This window comes from Micromonospora sp. NBRC 107095 (assembly GCF_030269705.1).
GTDB classification, from domain to species: Bacteria; Actinomycetota; Actinomycetes; order Mycobacteriales; family Micromonosporaceae; genus Micromonospora; species Micromonospora parva.
Map to the genome: position 1 here is coordinate 1,730,379 of NZ_BSTU01000001.1, position 16,241 is coordinate 1,746,619.

Below are 16,241 nucleotides of genomic sequence, written 5' to 3' on the forward strand. Positions count from 1 at the left end.
GACGACTGGGGCACGTCCCGATTGGGATAGGTTGTGCCCCGTGACTGACGAGCAGGAGAAGATTCGGGTCGGCGTGTTCGGAGCGCGCGGCCGGATGGGCATCGAGGTCTGCAAGGCCGTCGACGCCGCCGACGACCTCACCCTGACGGCGTCGATCGACCAGGGCGACAGTCGTTCGGCCGTCTCCGCCGCCGAGGTGGTCGTCGACTTCACCACGCCGGACGTCGTGATGGACAACCTCCGGTGGTGCGTCGAGCAGGGCATCAGCGCGGTGGTCGGCACGACCGGCTTCACGGAGCAGCGGTTGGAGCAGGTGCGCGGCTGGCTGGCCGACCGGCCCGAGGTGGGTGTGGTCATCGCCCCGAACTTCGGCATCGGCGCGGTGCTGATGATGCAGTTCGCCGCCCGCGCCGCCCGACACTTCGAGTCCGTCGAGATCATCGAGCAGCACCACCCGCGCAAGCTGGACGCCCCGAGCGGCACCGCCACCCACACCGCCCGGCAGATCGCCCGGGCCCGCGCCGAGGCCGGCCTCGGCCCGGTGCCGGACGCCACCAAGGACGAGGTGCCGGGTGCGCGTGGCGCCGAGATCGACGGGGTACGCGTCCACGCGGTGCGCGCCACCGGTCTGGTCGCCCACCAGGAGGTGCTGTTCGGTGGCACCGGCGAGACGCTGACCATCCGACACGACTCGTACGACCGGGTGTCATTCATGCCGGGCGTGCTGCTGGCCGTCCGCGCGGTGCGCAACCGCCCCGGCCTCACCGTCGGCCTGGACGCCCTGCTCGACTGACCGCAGATCTTGGACAGTTTCCGTTCTCGCGTAACGGAAACTGTCCAAGATCTCTCTGTCTGGGCCGGGTAGCATCCGCCGGATGATCGATGCCGGACACTTGGACCGGGCCAGGCGGCGCGTCACGCTGCGGCCGGTCGACGACGACAACTGGCGGGCGGTGGCCGACGTCGCCCCGCGCGACGACCAGCGCCGGTTCGTGGCGGCGCTGGGCGCCCGTTACCTGCTGCTCAGCATGCGCTCCGAGGTGTGGAACTCGCTGGCCGTGTACGCCGGCGAGACCGTCGTCGGCCACGTCATGTGGGGCGTGGACGACGACGGCTCGCACTGGATCGGCGGGATGCTGATCGACGCGGCGGAGCAGGGCCGGGGCGTCGGCCGGGCCACTGTGCAGACCCTGGCCCCCTGGCTGGCGGCCCAGGACGGAAACCCCCCGGTCCGCCTCTCGTACCACCCCGACAACACCCAGGCGGCAGCCCTGTACGCCTCCCTAGGCTTCCACCCCACCGGCGCCATGGACGACGACGAGCTGATCGCCGAACTCGTCACCCCCGTCGATCATGAAGTTATCGCCCCGACACGCCGCGCCGGGTGACAACAACTTCATGATCGACGCCGGGGGCGGGGGGCCGTTGGGTGGGGAGGGTCGGGGTTGGGGTTGGGGTTAGGGGGAGGGGGAGGTTGGTCACGGTGGTTTCGCCGGTGCGGTCGACCGTCACCGTTACCGGGGTGTTGGCGACGCGGAGACCGTTGACCGCTACGGCACCGAACTCCGCTCCCGCCAGGGGCGCCAGTCGGACCGTGCCGGCCGGTACGTCCGGGTAGAGCCCCGTGGCCGCCTGTAGCAGCAGCACCGCGCCCGCCGCGGCCCAGGCCTGCGGCCGGCACGCGGCCGGGTACGGCACCGGACGGCTCACCAGTGCCCGGTCGTCGCCGCCGTACAGCTCCGGCATCCGGTAGTCGAACGCCTCGGCCGCGCTGAGCAGCCCTTCGGCCAGGCCGAGCGCGGCGTCGCGGTGCCCGGCGCGGGCCAAGCCACCGAGCACGATCGCGGTGTCGTGGGTCCAGATCGAGCCACAGTGGTACGACAGCGGGCTGAAGCCGGCGTCGTCGCTGGACATGGTGCGCAGCCCGAACCCGGCGGCCATCGTGTCGGTGGTGAGCAGGTGCGCGACCTGGGCCTCCTCGTCGCGGTCGAGCAGGCCGGTGCCGAGCAGGTGGCCGATGTTGCTGGTCAGCGAGTCCACGGGACGCTTGTCGCGGTCGAGGGCCAGCGCTGGTTGCGGGCCGTGGCGGCCGTCGACCCAGAAGCTCTTGCGGAACCGGTCGACAAGCGCGGCGGCGTGCTCGCGCCAACGGTCGGCGCCCGGTCGGCCGAAGGCGTCCAGCAGGGCGGCCCCGTTCACGGCCGCCTCGTGCGCGTACCCCTGCACCTCGGCAAGCACGATCGGCGCGGTGGCCAGGGTGCCGTCGTGGAACCGGACGGCGTCTCCGGAGTCCTTCCACCCCTGGTTGGACAAACCGCGGCCGGTCGTGTCGACGTACTCGACCAGGCCGTCACCGTCCGGGTCGGCGTGCTCGCCGAGCCAGCGTAGCGCCGCCTCCAGGTGCGGCAGCAGGGGCTCGATCTGCTCGGCGGGCATTCCCCACCGCCACGCGTCGTGCAGCAGGTTGACCCAGAGCATGGTGGCGTCGACGGTGCCGTAGTACGCCGGTGGAAGGTGCAGGCCGTTGTCGGGCAGGGCGAACTCGTGGCGCCGCAGCTCGTGCAGGATCTTGCCGGGGGCCTCGCCGGTCGTCGGGTCGATCCGGGTGCCCTGCCGGCGGGCGAGCACGCGCAGGGTGCCGGCGGCCAGGTCGGTGCCGAGCGGCAGCATCATCCGGGCGGCCCAGAGGCTGTCCCGGCCGAACAGGGTGAGGAACCAGGGCACCCCGGCGCCGAGGAACACGTCCCCCGGGGCGCCGGTCTCGGCCAGCCGGAGGCCCCGCAGGTCGTCGAGGCTGCGGTCGAGCAGCCGGACGAGGCGCCGGTCGTCGGCGCTCACCTCGGGTCGGGACCATTCGGGCTCGCCGGCCGGGCCGACGACGACGGCGCGCGGGTCGTCGACGGCCAACTGCCAGCGCAGCACCGTCTCGCCGCCGGGGGGCAGGTCGACCGGCCAGACCAGCCGGGGAGTGGTGGCCCGCTCGCCGTCGGCGAGCACGTCGGCGCCCGGCGCGGTGACGGTGACGGTGATCCCGGTGCCCGACCAGGTGAGCGTGCCGGGCTGGCCGGTGCTGGCCACCAGCGCGTCGGTGGCGCGACCGGACTTGACGACCTCGATGGGCGCCAGGTCGCAGCCGAGGTCGACGGAGACGGTGGCCCGTACGCCGACAGTGGCGGTGGAGCCGATGCGCAGCTCTTCGACGAGACCGTTGCGGGTGGCCCGGCGGGTTCGGTCGACCCGGACGGTGGGGTCGGGTGTGGGGTCACCGAGCCAGCGGGCCAGGCTCACGAAGTGCGCGCCGTGCGGCCCGTCGTCGCCCCGGGTCAGCCCTTCGAGCTCCTGGTCGTCGACAAGCAGCTCGGCGCGGGAGAGCACCCGGGCATCGGCGTGGAAGACGCCCTGGACGCCGGTCGGGCGGATCTGCCCGGTCGCGTCCCCCAGCGCGCTGGTGGGGGCGAAGACCACCCCGACCAACTCGTGCAGGAGGGGTTGCAGCTGGCGTTCGATCACGGTGTGGCTCCAGATCCTCGGGGTGCGGGGCGGACGTCTTGACAACGCGGCCCTGGCGGTGCAAAGTGCGAAACATTCCAGAAACTTGAACGATCCAATCCTGCCTTATCCAAATTGGATCGTTCAAGATGGCGAGAGGGATTAAGTGGCCGAAAAGGTGACCATCGCGACGGTGGCCCGGCACGCCCGAGTCAGCCGGCAGACGGTGTCCAACGTGCTCAACGCCCCGCACATCGTGCGGCAGGAGACCCGTCAGCGGGTCGAGGACGCGATCAACGCGCTCGGCTACCGGGCCAACCAGGCCGCCCGGCAGATGCGCACCGGCCGGTCCCGCCTGATCGCCGCCCGGATCGAACCGACCCGCGACGGCATCAACGGCTCCGTGCTCGACCGCTTCCTGCACGGCCTCACCGAGACCGCCGACGCGGCCGGCTACCGGGTGCTGCTCTACACCGCCACCGACGACGAACGGGAGATCGCCACCTACGGCGACCTGCTCGGCACCTACGAGTTGGACGCGTTCGTGCTGGTCGGCACCAAGTACGGCGATCCGCGTACCCAATGGCTCGCCGACCGGGACGTGCCGTTCGTGACCTTCGGCCGGCCGTGGGACGCGCTCGACGCGCACCCCTGGGTGGACGTGGACGGCGCCGCCGGCACCGCCCAGGCCACCCGGCGGCTGCTGGACGCCGGCCACCGGCGGATCGCGTTCATCGGCTGGCCGGTCGGCTCCGGCGTCGGCGACGACCGGCGGGCCGGCTGGCGCGACACGCTGCACGCGGCCGGCGTCGACCCGACCGGGCTGCACCGGGAGACCGAGGACGGCATCGCCGAAGGCGAACGTCTGATGCGTGACCTGCTCGTCGCCGTGGCGCCGAGCGCGGTGGTCTGCGCCAGCGACTCGCTCGCCCTCGGTGCCCTCCAGGCGATCCGCGGCGTCGACCCGTCCGTGTCGGTGATCGGCTTCGACGACACACCGGTGGCCGCCGCGGTCGGGCTGACCAGCGTCAGCCAACCGCTCGGCGAGGCCGCCGCCCGCTGCGTGGACCTGCTCACCGGGGTCCTCGACGGCGACCACGAGACCCCCAGCCCCGTGCTGCTCCAACCCTCACTGGCACTGCGGCACACCGCGTAGCCACACCCCCCACCAGGAGAAACCATGGCACCTCGAACAATCACCCGGGCAGCGGTGGCGGGCCTCGCCGCCATCGCCCTCCTCGGCTCCGCGGCCTGCGGCAGCGGCTTCGACGACTCCTCCGGCGACACCGCCCAGTCCAGCGGGCCGGCCAGCCTCCAGATCCTGATCGGCTCGTCCGGCGACGCCGAGACCAAGGCGGTGCAGGACGCCGCCGCGAAGTGGGCCGGCAGCTCCGGCAACAGCGCGACGGTCACTCCGGCGCAGGACCTGACCCAGCAGCTCGGCCAGGGCCTCGCCGGCGGCACCCCGCCGGACGTGTTCTACGTGGACGCGGCCCGGTTCGCCGACTACGCCAGTGTCGGCGCCCTGGAGCCGTATGGCGACAAGATCAGCAACTCCGGTGACTTCTACGAGAGCCTGCGCACCACGTTCACGTACGACGGCAAGCTCTACTGCGCGCCCAAGGACTTCTCCACCCTGGCGTTGCAGATCAACACCGACCTGTGGGCCAAGGCCGGGCTGACCGACGCCGACGTCCCGACGACCTGGGACCAGCTCACCGCCGTCGCCCAGAAGATCAAGGGCAAGGGGCAGGTCCCGCTGGCCCTCGGCGACACCCGGGACCGGATCGGCGCCTTCATGGTGCAGAACGGTGGCTGGCTGGTGAGCAAGGACGGCAAGCAGCCCACCGCCGACACCCCGGAGAACCTCGCCGCCCTCCAGTACGTCAAGACCATGCTCACCACGGGCCTGGCCAAGTACCCGAAGCAGCTCGACTCCGGCTGGTCCGGTGAGGCGTTCGGCAAGGGCAAGGTCGTGATGACCATCGAGGGCAACTGGATCAAGGGTGCCCTGCAGAACGACTTCCCCAACGTGAAGTACAAGGTGGTGGCGCTGCCGGCCGGCCCCAAGGGGCAGGGCACGCTCTCCTTCACCCAGTGCTGGGGTATCGCCGCGAAGAGCAAGTACAAGGATCAGGCGATCAAGTTCGTCGAGGCGATGACGAGCGGCGAGCAGCAGATGGCCTTCGCCACCGCGTTCGGTGTCATGCCGTCCCGCCAGTCGGTGCGGGACCAGTACACCGCCGCCTTCCCGGCGGACAAGGTGTTCGTCGACGGTGTCGCGTACGCCCAGGGCCCGGTGAACGCCCCGAAGATGGAGAGCGTCCTGAAGGACCTCGACACCGGTCTGCAGGGGCTGGCCAACGGTGACGCCAAGACCGTCCTGCAGAACTTCGACAAGAACGCCAAGGCGGCGCTCGGCGCCAGCTGAGGTGACGGCGGGGGCCCCGGCGACCACCGGGGCCCCCGCCGCACGTCGGCCGGAGAGAGGAAGGGAGGGAAGATGGCAACCGAGACACTGACCGCCGCGGCCACCGCGACCGGGTCGAGCCCGCGCCGACGCGGGGGCGGCACCCGGCGCAACGAGAACCTCGCCGGCTGGCTCTTCGTCGCGCCGGTGATCGTCATTCTGGGGCTGTTCCTGCTGCTGCCCATCCTGATGGCGCTCTGGGTCAGCCTGACCGACTGGAACGGCCAGGGCAGCCCGTTCACCGCGGACGTCCCGTTCGTCGGGGCACACAACTACACCCAGTTGTTCACCGAGGACGGGTTGGCCCGCCGCGACTTCATGACCAGCATCCGCAACAACATCTACTACGTGGCGATCGTGGTGCCGACGCAGACCGTGCTCGCGCTCGGACTCGCGCTGGTCGTCAACAACCGGATGCTCAAGGGCAAGAGCTTCTTCCGCAGCGCCTTCTACTTTCCCTCGGTCACCAGCTCCGTCGCCATCAGCGTGGTGTTCCTGTTCCTGTTTGCCAACTCCGGCGCGGTGAACGCGCTGCTCGGCTTCGTCGGCATCGACGGGCCGGAGTGGTTCGCCGACTCCCGGGGCGTGCTGCACCTGCTCTTCGGCGTGGTCGGCGTCGACTCGCCACCGGCGGCGCTGGCCGACGGCGGGCCGTTCGGGCTGAGCTGGTGGGACTGGTTGGCCGGCCCGAGCGTGGCGATGATCTCGATCATCACGCTTGTCGTCTGGACCACGTCGGGCACCTTCATGCTGATGTTCCTGGCCGGGCTGCAGAACGTGCCGGTCACCCTGGACGAGGCGAGCACCCTCGACGGTGCGTCCCGGTGGCAGCGCTTCCGGCACGTCACCCTGCCGATGATCAGGCCCACCACCTTCCTGGTGCTCACCCTCGGCATGATCGGCTCCTGGCAGGTCTTCGACCAGGTGTACGTGATGAGCCAGGGCGACCCGGCCAAGACCACGCTCACCCCGGCCTACCTGTCGTACCGGACCGCCTTCCGGGACTTCGACTACGGCTCCGGCGCGGCTATCTCCTTTGTGCTGTTCCTGATCATCATCGTGCTCACGCTGGTCCAGCGCCGGGTCCTGGCCGAGCGGGACACCGACCGGCCGCGCCGCGGCTGGTGGCGCCGGCGCGTACCGGAAGGGTCCTGAGATGGCCGTGCTCACCGACCGCCCGGCGGCGACGAGCGCGCGGCGCGACGAGCGCGCGGCCCGCACCCTGGTCACCCGCTTCCTGGGGTACGCCACGCTGGTCTTCTTCGGGCTGGTGTTCCTCTACCCGTTCGTCATCCAGCTCGGCAACTCGCTCAAGACCGAAGCCGACGCGGCGTCGAACCCGCTGTCACCGTTTCCGGATCCGCTCACGCTGGCCGGCTTCGAGCGGATCTTCGCCGGCACCAACTTCCCGCTGTGGCTGGGCAACTCGCTGCTGGTGACGGTGCTGGTCACCGTCGGCCGGGTGTTCTTCGACTCGCTCGCCGGGTACGCGTTGGCCCGACTGCGGTTCCGGGGTCGTGCCGGGCTGTTCGCCGCCGTCATCGCGGTGATGGCGGTGCCCGGGGTGGTGCTGCTGATTCCGAAGTTCCTGGTGCTCAACCAGCTCGGCCTCTACAACAGTTACGCCGGTCTGGTGGTGCCGCTGCTGGCCGACGCGGCGGGCGTGTTCATCATGAAGCAGTTCTTCGAGTCGATCCCGGTCAGTGTCGAGGAGGCCGCCCGGATCGACGGGGCGAGCATCTTCCGCACCTTCTGGTCGGTGGTCCTGCCGATGGCGAAACCGGCGCTGATCACCCTGACCATCCTGTCCTTCCAGGGCTCGTGGAACGAGTTCCCGCACAGCCTGGTGTCGGTGCAGGACCCGGACCTGTTCACCCTGCCGCGAGGGCTGGCCGACCTGGTCAGCGGCTCACTCGGCAGCGGCAACCGCTACCCGCTCAAGCTGGGCGCCGCGCTGCTGGCCACCATCCCGGTGGCGATCATCTTCGTGGTGTTCCAGCGCTACTTCGTCCGCGACGCCAACGACGGCTCGGACAAGGGCTGACCTGGTTCGGTGTGGCGGCCCCGATCTAGGTCCGCCACACCGGTCACTCGACCTTCTCGGCCGGAACGGCAACGTGCAGGCGCACCTGCGGCACCAGCATGTCGTCCACGTCGAGCGCGCGGCCCGCCCCGTCGGGCTCCCACCCGGTGCTGGTGAGGAACTTCCGGGTCGCCTCGTCGCCCTCGAACGCCCAGGCCACCGCCCGGCTCAGGCCGTCCTCCCGCCACAGGTCGACGGCGGCGGCGAGCAGCCGACTGCCGTGCCCCCGCCGGCCCCACCGCGGCTCCACCAGCAGGTCGGTCACCGCCGCCACGTCCGGGCCGAGCGCGTCGGCCGGCTCACCCGGCGCCAACGCCTCGCCGTCGGCCGGGCCGGAGGCGGCGAACCCCACCAGATACGATTGCTCGGCCTGTTCGACGGCGACCAGCACCCGGTGCTTGCCCGAGGGCGGCTCCAGCACCGCGGCGCTCCACCGCCGGGCGAGGAACGCCTCGTCCAGGTTGTCGAGCACATGCCGAGGCAGGATCCGGCGGTACGCGACCCGCCAGGTCGCGAGTTGGATGCGTGCGATCTCGCCGGCGTCCTCGGGACGCGCCGGGCGGACGTACCCGAGAGCCATGGGACGGAAGCCTACGCAGGGCGGGGGAGACGACGGTGGCGCAGGGTGCCAACAGGACGACCGCGCAGGTCGTCGGGGTGGTGGTGCTCGCCGCGGCGGTCACCGGGTTCCTCGCCGTCGCCGCCGTCCGGCACGGGTTCTTCGACCTGAAGGTCTACTACGGCGCGTTGTCCTGGTGGGTGCACGACGGCGGGGAGATCTACGACTACCTCAAGCCGGGCACCCAGTACGGCTTCACCTACCCGCCGTTCGCCGCACTGGCCATGCTGCCGATGGCGTACCTGCCGTGGACGGCGGTGATCGTGGTGAGCGTGCTCGCCAGCGTGGCCACCACGACGGTGCTGATCTGGTGGCTGGTCGACCCGATCGCCCGCCGCGCCGGCTGGACCCGCTGGTTCGCGCTCGCCGTGGCGCTCTGTCTGGCCGCCGCGTTCGAGCCGATGCGGGAGACGGTCAACTTCGGCCAGGTCAACACGCTGCTGCTCTTCCTGGTGGCGGTGGACCTGCTGCGGCTGCTGCCGGCGGGCAGTCGGTGGACCGGAGTGGGCATCGGCCTCGCCACAGCGATCAAACTGACCCCGGGCGTGTTCATCGTCTACCTGCTGGTGACCGGGCGTTGGCGGGCCGCGCTCACCGCCAGCGGCACGGCTGCCGGGGTGTCGCTGCTGGCCGCCGCGCTCTTCCCGGACGCGTCCCGGGAGTTCTGGACCGAGGCCCTGTGGAACACCGGCCGGGTGGGTGAGCTGGCCTTCGTCTCCAACCAGTCGCTGCGCGGGGTGGTCGCCCGGCTCGACCCGGAACACCCGAGCACGCTGCTGTGGCTGCTGCTGGTGCTCGGCACCCTGGCGCTCTGGGCCTGGCGGTCCCGCGCCGCCGTCGCGGCTGGCGACGAGGCGACCGGCCTGGCGCTGACCGGTGCGGTGATGTGCCTGGTCAGCCCGGTCACCTGGGTGCACCACCTGGTCTGGCTGCTGCCCGCGTTGATCCTCCTGGTCGACAACGCGATGGCCGCGCCGGCCGGCCGTCGACGGCGGGTCCTCCTGGTCGCCGCGACCATCGGGTACGCGCTGCTGATCAGCCGCACCGTCTGGTTCTGGGAGAAGGACTTCACCGGGGTGGACGGCTTCCTGGGCAGCAACGCCTACGTGTGGATCAGTCTGGCGCTGCTGGCCTTCCTGCCGATCCGCCGGTGGCTGACCCCACACGGGTCAACGGTCGAGGCGTCCGGCGTACCGCAGCTCGATCAGCCCGACCGGCGGGCCCCCGCCGGCCAGCGGCACCTGATAGGTCGACCGCTCACCGTCCGGTGACAGGCCGGCACGCTCGCAGAACCGACGGGCCCGCCGGTTGTCCGCCAGCACCCATGCCCGGTACCCCACCCAGCCGCGCTCGGTGAGCCCGCTCCGGGCCGCGTCCAGCAGCGCGGCGGCGGTCCCGTCACCCCAGCGGGCCGGCTCCACGTAGAGGGCCACCACCTCGCCGACCGTCTGGTCCAGGTCGTCCCGGTCCTGGTTGCGGCGGTACGGCCCGAAGGTGGTGAAGCCCACCACCAACCCGTCCACCTCGCCGAGCAGCGTGGTGAACGGGTGCTCCGGATCGGCGGTGCCGACGTCGCGGCGACGCTGCGCCCAGGCCACCACGTTGAGCCGCCCGAGCACCTCGTCCGGCATGAAGCCGGCATAGCCCGCCTGCCAGCCGTGCACGTGCACCCGGGCGACCGCCTCGGCGTCGTCCGGCTCCTCCCGGCGGATGGTCAGCATTGCACCGTTCTATGCCTCCTTGGTCGTCACGTCCAGCTTCCCGCACCGGCGTCGTACCGATGAATTAAGGTCGCCGACGATGACCACACCGGAATCGCTCTCGCTCGCCCAGGCCCGTCGCGTGGCGCTCGCCGCACAGGGATTCGCCGACCCGGCGCCGACGGGTGTGCCCACCCGCCGGCACCTGCGTCGGGTGCTGAGCCGGGTCGGGCTGATCCAGATGGACTCGGTCAACGTGCTGCAACGCGCGCACTACCTGCCGCTCTACAGCCGACTCGGGCCGTACCCGACCACACTGCTCGACCAGGCCGCCTACCGGCGCCCGCGGGAGCTGTTCGAGTACTGGGGCCACGAGGCGTCGCTGGTCCCGGTCGAGCTGCACCCGTTGCTGCGCTGGCGGATGGCCCGCGCGCACAGCGAATCCTGGGGTGGCATGCGGCGGATCGCCCAGGAGCAGCCGGAGCTGGTCGCCTGGGTCCGCGACGAGGTGGCGGCCCGGGGGCCGCTGACCGCCGCCGAGATCGAGCACGACGCGCCCCGGGAGACCGGCAACTGGGGATGGAACTGGTCGGCCGTCAAGCGGGCCCTGGAGTTCCTGTTCTGGGCCGGGGAGGTGGCCGCCGCCGAGCGCAGCACCTCGTTCGCCCGCCGCTACGACCTGCCCGAGCGGGTGCTGCCGGCGGCGGCGCTGGCCGCGCCCACCCCGAGCGACGCCGAGGCGTACCGCACGCTGGTGGCCCTCGCCGCGCGGTCGCTCGGGGTGGCCGCCGAGCCGGAGTTGCGCGACTACTTCCGGTTGCCGTTGGCCGGCGCCCGGCAGGCCGTCGCGGAGCTGGCCGAGGCCGGTGAGCTGGTGCCGGTCACCGTGGCGGGCTGGCGACAGCCGGCGTGGCTGCACACGTCCGCCCGGCTGCCGCGCTGGGTGCGCGGCAACACACTGGTCAGTCCCTTCGATCCGTTGATCTGGGAACGTGCCCGCACCGAGCGGCTGTTCGACTTCAGCTACCGGATCGAGATCTACGTCCCGGCGCCACAGCGGGTCTACGGCTACTACGTGTTGCCGTTCCTACAGGGCGACCGGTTCACCGCCCGGGTCGACCTCAAGGCCGACCGCAAGGCCAAGGTGCTACTGGTCCCGGCCGCCTGGCTCGAGCCCGGCGCCGACCCGGGGGAGACCGCGGTGGCGCTCGCCGCCGAGCTGTACCGGCTGGCCGGCTGGCTCGGCCTGGACGCGGTGGCACCGCCCGCGGCCGGCGACCTGGCCGGTCCGCTCACCGCCGCGTTGGCCGGCGTGTCCGGTGTACCGTGAGCGCGTGACGAGCGTTCCCGGACCGGTCGACAAGCCGCAACCCGCCCCCGGGGCGGTTCACCCGACCGCCCTGGCCGACGGCGGTCCCGGAGGCTCGGGTCCCGGCGGGGCGGGTTCGGAGGGTTGGCCGGCGACCCCGCCGGGTGGCTACCCGGCGCCCGAGCCGGACCGGCTCACCCGGTTCGTGCTGCGGCTCTACGAACGCTCCCCGCGCTGGGCGGTGCCGCTGGCTGCGGTCGGCTGCGTCGCCGTCGGTATGAGCTACGCGCTGCTCAGCAACCCGACCTACGCCGACCCGGACGCCGCGCCCACCTGTCTGCTCAAGTTGACCACCGGGCTGGACTGCCCGGGCTGTGGTGGCACCCGCGCCCTCTGGTACGTGCTGCACGGCGACCTTCCGGCCGCCGCCCGACACCACTTCCTGTTCGTCTTCGCGCTGCCGTTCCTGGCGTACCTCTTCGTGGCCTGGGCAGGGAACCAGGCGTTCGGGTGGCGAATGCCCGAGTTGCGGATCAGCTCGAAGGTCATCGGCGGCTTCCTGGCCGCATGGCTGGCCTTCTCGGTGTTACGCAACCTGCCCTGGGCGCCGTTCACCTCGCTCTACGTCTGACATCACGGGACTCCTCCGGCGGTCGCCACTTGATCGACTCGGCATTCAGGAAACCGGGCCATCCACCCGACCCGGATACCCCGACTTACAGAAACGCGAGTCGATCACCCCAGCGGGCAGCCGGACACCCGCGCCGGTGGCGTACGGGCAGCACATCCCAGCCCAAGATCATGCTCGATCCTGGATGTAGTGGTGTCGAACGCGGCGGATGCCACTACATCCAGGATGTTGCGGGAGGACGCTGGGACGTCTGGACGTCGGGAGTGCGCCGGGACGGCGGGAGGACGCCGGGACCGGGACGGCGGGACGTCGGCGGGACGTCGAGACCCGGGGGCCCGGTCGCGGGGTGGCGCCCGGCGCACCACTGGCCGCGTGATCGACATTGCACGGGGCGCGCCTGAGTTGGGCCGACCGGCACCGCACCACTACAGTCCCAGGAATGCCGGACATGGTGCAGCCCCAGGTCAAGTTGATCGCGTGGACCCAATTCGCGGCCCCGGACGACGTGCCGTGGTCGACCGACGCGGAGGGTGGCCAGGCACTCGCCGAGTTCGCCGGTCGGGCCTGCTACCAGTCCTGGAAGAAGCCGAACCCGGCGACCGCCACCAACGCCGGCTACCTGGCGCACATCCTCGAGGTGGGCCACCTCAGCGTGCTGGAGCACGGGTCGGTCACCTTCTACTTCACCGGGGTGTCCCGCTCCTTCACCCACGAGCTGATCCGGCACCGGCACTTCTCGTACTCCCAGCTGTCCCAGCGGTACGTCCCGGAGCGGGACGCGGCCATGGTCGAGCCGGCGGTCATCGCCGATGACCCCGAGCTGCACAAGAAGTTCGTGGAGGCGGCCGAGGCGAGCGTTCGGGCGTACACCGAGTTGTTGGAGGGCCTGGAGCAGCGCTTCTCCGACGAGCCGAACCCGACGCTGCGCCGCAAGCAGGCCCGGCAGGCGGCCCGGGCGGTGCTGCCCAACGCCACCGAGACCCGGATCGTGGTCTCCGGCAACTACCGGGCCTGGCGGCACTTCATCGCGATGCGGGCCACCGAGCACGCCGATGTGGAGATCCGTGAGCTGGCCGTCGAGTGCCTGCGCCAGCTGCAGGGTGTCGCCCCGAACGTGTTCGCCGACTTCGTGATCTCCACGCTGCCGGACGGCACCGAGGTGGCGGCCAGCCCGCACGAGGCGTCCTGAGCCCTTCCCCGGCGGGGCCCGGCTGGTCGTCCGCTAGGTTGGAGGGTATGACGCACGACCACCTCGACGCCGCGGCCCGACCGGCGTCCCGCCCTTTCGGCCGGCTGCTGACAGCCATGGTGACCCCGTTCACCCCCGACGGTTCCCTCGATCTCGACGGCGCCGCCCGGCTGGCGAGCCACCTGGTCGACGAGCAGGGCAACGACGCGCTGGTGGTCAACGGCACCACCGGTGAGTCGCCGACCACCACCGAGGCGGAGAAGGAACACCTGATCCGGGCCGTGGTGGAGGCCGTCGGTGACCGCGCCAAGGTGGTCGCGGGCGTCGGCACCAACGACACCCGGCACACCATCGAGCTGGCCGCCGCCGCCGAGAAGGCGGGTGCGCACGGCCTGCTGGTGGTCACCCCGTACTACAACAAGCCGCCGCAGAGCGGGTTGCTGCGTCACTTCACCGCGGTGGCCGACGCCACCGGCCTGCCGGTGATGCTGTACGACATTCCGCACCGCTCCGGCGTGCCGATCGACACCGAGACGCTGGTCCGGCTCGCCGAACACGGCCGGATCGTCGCGGTCAAGGACGCCAAGGGCGACCTGACCGCCACCAGCTGGGTCACCAGCCGCACCACCCTCGCCTTCTACAGCGGCGAGGACGCGCTCACCCTGCCGGCGCTGGCCGTCGGCAGCGTAGGCGTGGTCGGCACCTCGACGCACTTCACCGGGGCGCTGACCGCACAGATGATCGAGGCGTACGACGCGGGGGACATGCCGACCGCGCTGGCCCTGCACCGGCGGCTGCTGCCGCTGTTCACCGGCATCTTCCGTACCCAGGGCACGATCCTGGTGAAGGCGGGCCTGGCGTCGCTGGGCCTGCCGGCCGGCCCGGTGCGACCCCCGCTCGTGGACGCCACCGACGACGAGATCGCCCAGCTGCGCGCGGACTTCGCGGCAGCGGGCCTGGAGCTGCCCGAATGAACGAACGAAACGATGGACGTCGAGTGACGGCGTCGCAGAACGAGGTGGACGCGTGACCGAGGCGCACATCGGGGCGGAACTTCCCCCGCCGTTGCCGGAAGGCGGCCTGCGGATCATTCCGCTCGGCGGGCTCGGCGCCATCGGTCGGAACATGACCGTCTTCGAGTACGACGGCAAGTTGCTGATCGTCGACTGCGGGGTGCTGTTCCCCGACGTCGAGCAGCCGGGTGTCGATCTGATCCTGCCCGACTTCGGCCCGATCCTGGACCGGCTCGCCGACGTCCAGGCGATCGTGCTGACGCACGGCCACGAGGACCACATCGGCGCGGTGCCGTACCTGCTCGCCCACAAGCCCGACATCCCGCTGGTCGGCTCCCAGTTCACCCTCGCCCTGGTCGAGGCGAAGTTGGCCGAGCGGCGGATCCAGCCGTACACGCTGACCGTGCGGGAGGGCGGCCGGGAGCGGCTCGGCCCGTTCGAGTGCGAGTTCTTCGCTGTCAACCACTCGATCCCGGACGCCCTCGCGGTGGCCATCCGCACCCCCGCCGGCCTGGTGCTGCACACCGGCGACTTCAAGATGGACCAGCTCCCCCTGGACGGTCGGATCACCGACCTGGCCGGCTTCGCCCGGCTCGGCGCCGAAGGCGTCGACCTGCTGCTGTCCGACTCCACCAACGCGGAGATCCCCGGCTTCGTCACCCCGGAGCGCGAGATCGGGCCGGTGCTCGACTCGATCTTCGCGAAGGCCAAGGGCCGCATCATCGTGGCCTCGTTCGCCTCGCACGTGCACCGCGTGCAGCAGGTCTTCGACTCCGCCGCCGAGCACGGCCGCAAGGTCGCGCTGATCGGCCGGTCCATGGTCCGCAACATGGGCATCGCCCGGGACCTCGGCCTGCTCAACATCCCGGCCGGCCTGGTCATCGGGATCGAGGAGGCGACCACGCTGCCGCCGGAGCAGATCGTGTTGATGTCCACCGGTTCGCAGGGGGAGCCGATGAGCGCGCTGGGCCGGATGGCCAGCGGCGACCACCGGCACATCACCATCGCCCCCGGTGACACGGTCGTGCTGGCCTCGTCACTGGTGCCCGGCAACGAGACCTCGGTCTACCGGGTGATCAACCGGCTGGCCCGGGCCGGCGCGGTGGTGGTGCACAAGGACGTGGCCAAGGTGCACGTCTCCGGGCACGCCCCCGCCGGGGAGTTGCTCTACCTGCTCAACGTGGTCCGGCCCAGCAACCTGATGCCCGTGCACGGCGAGTGGCGGCACCTGCGCGCCCACGCCCGGCTCGGCATCGAGTCCGGGGTCGCCGCCGACCGGGTGGTGCTCTGCGAGGACGGCGACGTGGTCGACCTGGTCGAGGGCCGCGCCAGCCTGGTCGGGCACGTGAAGAGCCGGTACGTCTACGTGGACGGCCTCGCCGTCGGTGACGTCAGCGAATCGTTGCTCACCGAACGGCGGATCCTCGGTGACGGCGGTTTCATCGCCACCACCGTCGTGGTCGACTCGGTCACCGGCAAGGTGGTCGCCGGCCCGACGCTTTCCGCGAAGGGTTTCTCCGAGGACCCGGAGGCGTTCAACCCGGTGGTGCCGCTGGTCACCGAGGCGCTCAACCGGGCCGCGGCCGACGGGATCACCGACCCGCACCAGCTGCAGCAGATCGTCCGGCGGACCGTGGGGCGGTGGGTCAACGACAAGTACCGTCGTCGGCCGATGATCGTGCCCACCGTCGTCGAGGTCTGAGCAACGTCCGCTGACGCCGGTCCACCCGAACGGGGT

15 protein-coding genes are annotated in these 16,241 nt (G+C 71.5%); 12 read left to right on the top strand and 3 right to left on the bottom strand.

All coding sequences use genetic code 11. From position 1 onward, the window contains the following. Window positions 1-40 precede the first annotated feature (40 nt). Window positions 41-793 (top strand): 4-hydroxy-tetrahydrodipicolinate reductase, encoded by a 753-nt coding sequence (gene dapB / locus QSK15_RS08145; RefSeq protein ID WP_279516985.1) that lies wholly within the window; start codon window positions 41-43, stop codon window positions 791-793. Window positions 794-875: 82 nt separating this feature from the next. Beyond that, a complete protein-coding gene (locus tag QSK15_RS08150) occupies window positions 876-1,388 on the top strand; it encodes a GNAT family N-acetyltransferase (RefSeq protein WP_285793590.1) in 513 nt (170 codons plus the stop codon). Here the strand turns inward: QSK15_RS08150 and QSK15_RS08155 are convergent. After that, the gene (locus QSK15_RS08155) at window positions 1,360-3,510 is read right to left on the bottom strand and encodes an amylo-alpha-1,6-glucosidase (RefSeq protein ID WP_285793591.1); all 2,151 of its coding nucleotides are present in this window, start codon (window positions 3,508-3,510) and stop codon (window positions 1,360-1,362) included. The two genes, QSK15_RS08150 and QSK15_RS08155, sit on opposite strands and share 29 nt — an antisense overlap. Before the next feature lie 145 nt (window positions 3,511-3,655). Here QSK15_RS08155 and QSK15_RS08160 point away from each other — a divergent pair, with 145 nt between their 5' ends. The 4 genes from QSK15_RS08160 (at window position 3,656) to QSK15_RS08175 (ending at window position 8,003) form a co-directional block, all read left to right on the top strand. Next, complete coding sequence (locus QSK15_RS08160; protein ID WP_030336869.1) at window positions 3,656-4,645, top strand: LacI family DNA-binding transcriptional regulator; 990 nt, start codon at window positions 3,656-3,658, stop codon at window positions 4,643-4,645. Between the two features lie 24 nt (window positions 4,646-4,669). Continuing rightward, entirely contained in the window at window positions 4,670-5,920 is a 1,251-nt protein-coding gene (locus QSK15_RS08165) for a sugar ABC transporter substrate-binding protein (RefSeq protein WP_285793592.1), read from the top strand. A 72-nt stretch (window positions 5,921-5,992) separates the two neighbouring features. Beyond that, complete coding sequence (locus tag QSK15_RS08170) at window positions 5,993-7,114, top strand: carbohydrate ABC transporter permease (protein ID WP_285793593.1); 1,122 nt, start codon at window positions 5,993-5,995, stop codon at window positions 7,112-7,114. Between the two features lies 1 nt (window position 7,115). Then, on the top strand, window positions 7,116-8,003 hold the full coding sequence (locus tag QSK15_RS08175; RefSeq protein ID WP_285793594.1) for a carbohydrate ABC transporter permease: 888 nt from the start codon (window positions 7,116-7,118) through the stop codon (window positions 8,001-8,003). Window positions 8,004-8,046: 43 nt separating this feature from the next. Here QSK15_RS08175 and QSK15_RS08180 read toward each other — a convergent pair whose 3' ends face one another. Further along, window positions 8,047-8,622, bottom strand: coding sequence for a GNAT family N-acetyltransferase (locus QSK15_RS08180; RefSeq protein ID WP_285793595.1), 576 nt, complete (start codon window positions 8,620-8,622; stop codon window positions 8,047-8,049). A 35-nt stretch (window positions 8,623-8,657) separates the two neighbouring features. Between QSK15_RS08180 and QSK15_RS08185 the strand changes: the two genes are divergently transcribed. Beyond that, the gene (locus QSK15_RS08185; protein WP_285793596.1) at window positions 8,658-9,932 is read left to right on the top strand and encodes a glycosyltransferase 87 family protein; all 1,275 of its coding nucleotides are present in this window, start codon (window positions 8,658-8,660) and stop codon (window positions 9,930-9,932) included. On the opposite strand, the gene QSK15_RS08190 is transcribed toward QSK15_RS08185, so the two are convergent. Then, window positions 9,831-10,382, bottom strand: a complete 552-nt coding sequence (locus QSK15_RS08190) for a GNAT family N-acetyltransferase (RefSeq protein WP_285793597.1) — start codon at window positions 10,380-10,382, stop codon at window positions 9,831-9,833. The two genes, QSK15_RS08185 and QSK15_RS08190, sit on opposite strands and share 102 nt — an antisense overlap. Before the next feature lie 79 nt (window positions 10,383-10,461). Here QSK15_RS08190 and QSK15_RS08195 point away from each other — a divergent pair, with 79 nt between their 5' ends. From QSK15_RS08195 to QSK15_RS08215, 5 genes are all read left to right on the top strand, one after another. Then, window positions 10,462-11,691 (top strand): winged helix-turn-helix domain-containing protein, encoded by a 1,230-nt coding sequence (locus QSK15_RS08195; protein WP_279516991.1) that lies wholly within the window; start codon window positions 10,462-10,464, stop codon window positions 11,689-11,691. Further along, complete coding sequence (locus tag QSK15_RS08200) at window positions 11,681-12,301, top strand: DUF2752 domain-containing protein (RefSeq protein WP_377620564.1); 621 nt, start codon at window positions 11,681-11,683, stop codon at window positions 12,299-12,301. The genes QSK15_RS08195 and QSK15_RS08200 overlap by 11 nt, the downstream gene beginning before the upstream one ends. 448 nt (window positions 12,302-12,749) lie before the next feature. Beyond that, window positions 12,750-13,490 carry an FAD-dependent thymidylate synthase gene (gene thyX, locus QSK15_RS08205; RefSeq protein WP_124816891.1) on the top strand — a complete coding sequence of 247 codons (741 nt, stop codon included), beginning with the start codon at window positions 12,750-12,752 and terminating at the stop codon, window positions 13,488-13,490. 47 nt (window positions 13,491-13,537) lie between these two features. Next, window positions 13,538-14,464, top strand: coding sequence for a 4-hydroxy-tetrahydrodipicolinate synthase (gene dapA / locus QSK15_RS08210; RefSeq protein WP_285793598.1), 927 nt, complete (start codon window positions 13,538-13,540; stop codon window positions 14,462-14,464). A 52-nt stretch (window positions 14,465-14,516) separates the two neighbouring features. Beyond that, window positions 14,517-16,205, top strand: a complete 1,689-nt coding sequence (locus tag QSK15_RS08215) for a ribonuclease J (protein WP_030336843.1) — start codon at window positions 14,517-14,519, stop codon at window positions 16,203-16,205. Window positions 16,206-16,241 lie beyond the last annotated feature (36 nt).